This is a genomic window from Pauljensenia hongkongensis, from assembly GCF_001746855.1.
Lineage (GTDB): Bacteria > Actinomycetota > Actinomycetes > Actinomycetales > Actinomycetaceae > Pauljensenia > Pauljensenia hongkongensis.
In genome coordinates this window covers 227,227-229,568 of the sequence record NZ_CP017298.1, presented here as the reverse complement: position 1 = coordinate 229,568, position 2,342 = coordinate 227,227, and the positions used below count along the sequence as shown (strand labels likewise).

Below are 2,342 nucleotides of genomic sequence, written 5' to 3'. Positions count from 1 at the left end.
GGACCTGCGGACTGGTCGCCGTGGGCGCGCTCGCCGGAGCGGCGACCGCGGTCTGCGGCCCTCTGGGCTTCGTCGGACTGGCCGTCCCGCTCATCGCGCGCAGGCTCGTCGGATCGGGGCAAAGCGCCCTCAGTGCCCTCAGCGCCGTCCTGGGCGGCGCCTGGGTGCTCATCGCGGACGTCGTGGCCAGGGTGCTCGTCCCCGAGGAGGTCCCCGTCGGCGTCGTCCTGGCCCTCATCGGGGCCCCCTTCTTCGTGGCGCTGGCACGCGGCCGGGGGGCGTCGGCGTGAGCGGGAGGAGCGGGCGCCCCGCCCGCGCTCGCTACGCCGTGGCGCGCGCAGCGGGACTGTCGATCAGGGCGCACCGGCGCAGCGCACTGGTCACCACTGCCGCCGTGGTCGCCGTCCTCGCGCTGGCGGCCCACTCGCTCGCCCTCGGGGACTACGGGCTCAGCGCCGCGGAGTCCTACCGGCGCCTCCTGGGCGACGCCGGACCCGGCGACGACTTCCTGGGCGTCTACTTCGTCCAGTCGGTCCGCCTGCCCAGGACCATCGCGGGCATCGGCGTGGGCGCCGCCCTGGGGCTATCGGGCCGTCTCTTCCAGGTCGTGTCCTCCAACGCCCTTGGCAGTCCCGACATCGTGGGCTTCACGGCGGGCTCGGCCTCGGGGGCGCTCGTCGCGATCATCGTCCTCGGCTCCACGCCCGTCGCCACCGCGATCGGCGCCGTCATCGGCGGCGTCGTGTCGGGCGCACTCATCCTCGCACTAGCCGGGGGGACGCGGCTCGCGGGCGCGCGCGTCGTCCTGGTCGGCATCGGCGTCTCCGCCGCGCTGCGCGCCCTCAACTCGCTCCTGCTCGTCAAGGCCCCCCTGGAGGCCGCCCAGCGCGCCCAGATGTGGAGCGCGGGATCGCTGTCCGGCGTGACGACGGTCCGCACCGTAGCGCTGGTGGCGGCGCTCGCCGCCTGCCTGCCCGCACTCACGTGGCTCTCGCGCCCACTGGCGCTGATCCCCCTGGGGGACGACGCCGCCACGGCCCTGGGCGCGCGCACTGGGCGCACCCGCCTCGTCGCGGTGTGCACGGGCATCGTGCTGGTCTCGATGGCCATCGCCGTGGCCGGCCCAGTGGCGTTCGTCGCCCTGGCCGCCCCCCACATCGCCCACCGGCTCACGGGCGCTCCGGGCTCCCTGCTCGCCCCGTCCGCCGCGGTCGGCGCGCTCCTGGTGCTGGGCTCAGACATCGTCGCCCAACGCCTCATCGCGCCCGGCGAACTGGCGGTCGGCGTCGTCACCGGGTGCGCCGGCGGAGTGTACCTCCTCGTCCTGCTGGCCCACGAGTACCGGAGGAACCGGATATGAAAGCCATAGAACCCACTCTGCGGGCGCGCGGCATCGTCGTGGGGTACGCCAACCGCCCACCCGTGCTCGACCACGTCGACATCGATGTCCTCGACGGGGAGCTCACTGTCATCGTCGGACCCAACGCGTGCGGCAAATCGACACTGCTGCGCTCGCTCGCCCGGGTCCTCGCGCTACGGGGCGGCCGAGTGCTGCTGGACGGGCAGGACATCCGCGCCATGAACCAGAAGGGGGTGGCGCGCCGTCTGGGACTGCTCCCGCAGTCCCCCCAGGCCCCTGACGACATGCTGGTCGAGGAACTGGTCGGACGCGGCCGGTACCCGTACCAGAGCCTCGTGCGCCAGTGGAGCGAGGCGGACGACGACGCCGTTGAACGGGCCATGGCCGACGCGGGCGTCGCCGGGCTCGCGGCGCGACGGCTCTCCGAGCTCTCGGGCGGCCAGCGCCAGAGGGTGTGGATCGCGATGGCCCTGGCGCAGTGCACGCGGATCCTGCTCCTCGACGAGCCGACCACCTACCTCGACCTCAACCACCAACTGGAAGTGCTCAACATGGCCGGGCGCCTCCACCGCGAGGGGCGCACGGTCGTGGCCGTCCTGCACGACCTCCACCTCGCCTTCCGCTACGCCACGCACTTGCTGGTCATGAAGGACGGGCGCCTCGTGGCGCAGGGGCACCCCGGGCGGATCGTGACCGCCGAACTCATAGAGGACGTCTTCTCCGTGGCCTGCCGCATCATCGACGACCCCGAGACGGGCAGGCCCATTGTGATCCCGTTGCCGTGAGGCGCGGGCCTGGCGCGATGATCCCCACAGGGCCTTCCGCCAGCCGCGGAAGGGGTGCTAGCCTCGAAGGGCCGGGCAATTAGGTAACCCTATATAAACTAAGCCCGGGCAAATCAATACGGAGGTCAATCCATGCGTTCAACCACCGCGCGCGGCCCGCTCGGCCGCATCGCGACGGGCGCGCTCGCGGCCGCGCT

The 2,342-nt window shown here is 73.1% G+C and carries 3 protein-coding genes; all 3 read left to right on the top strand.

Translation table 11 applies throughout. The features are described from left to right. Positions 1–290, top strand: a 290-nt coding sequence (locus BH719_RS09920; protein WP_009399994.1) for an iron chelate uptake ABC transporter family permease subunit, incomplete at its 5' end; no start/stop codon positions are given. Then, a complete protein-coding gene (locus BH719_RS01020; RefSeq protein ID WP_009399993.1) occupies positions 287–1,360 on the top strand; it encodes a FecCD family ABC transporter permease in 1,074 nt (357 codons plus the stop codon). The genes BH719_RS09920 and BH719_RS01020, both read left to right, overlap by 4 nt. Then, positions 1,357–2,145, top strand: a complete 789-nt coding sequence (locus tag BH719_RS01015) for an ABC transporter ATP-binding protein (protein ID WP_009399992.1) — start codon at positions 1,357–1,359, stop codon at positions 2,143–2,145. Before BH719_RS01020 ends, BH719_RS01015 begins: the two co-directional genes overlap by 4 nt. The last annotated feature ends 197 nt before the right edge of the window (positions 2,146–2,342 follow it).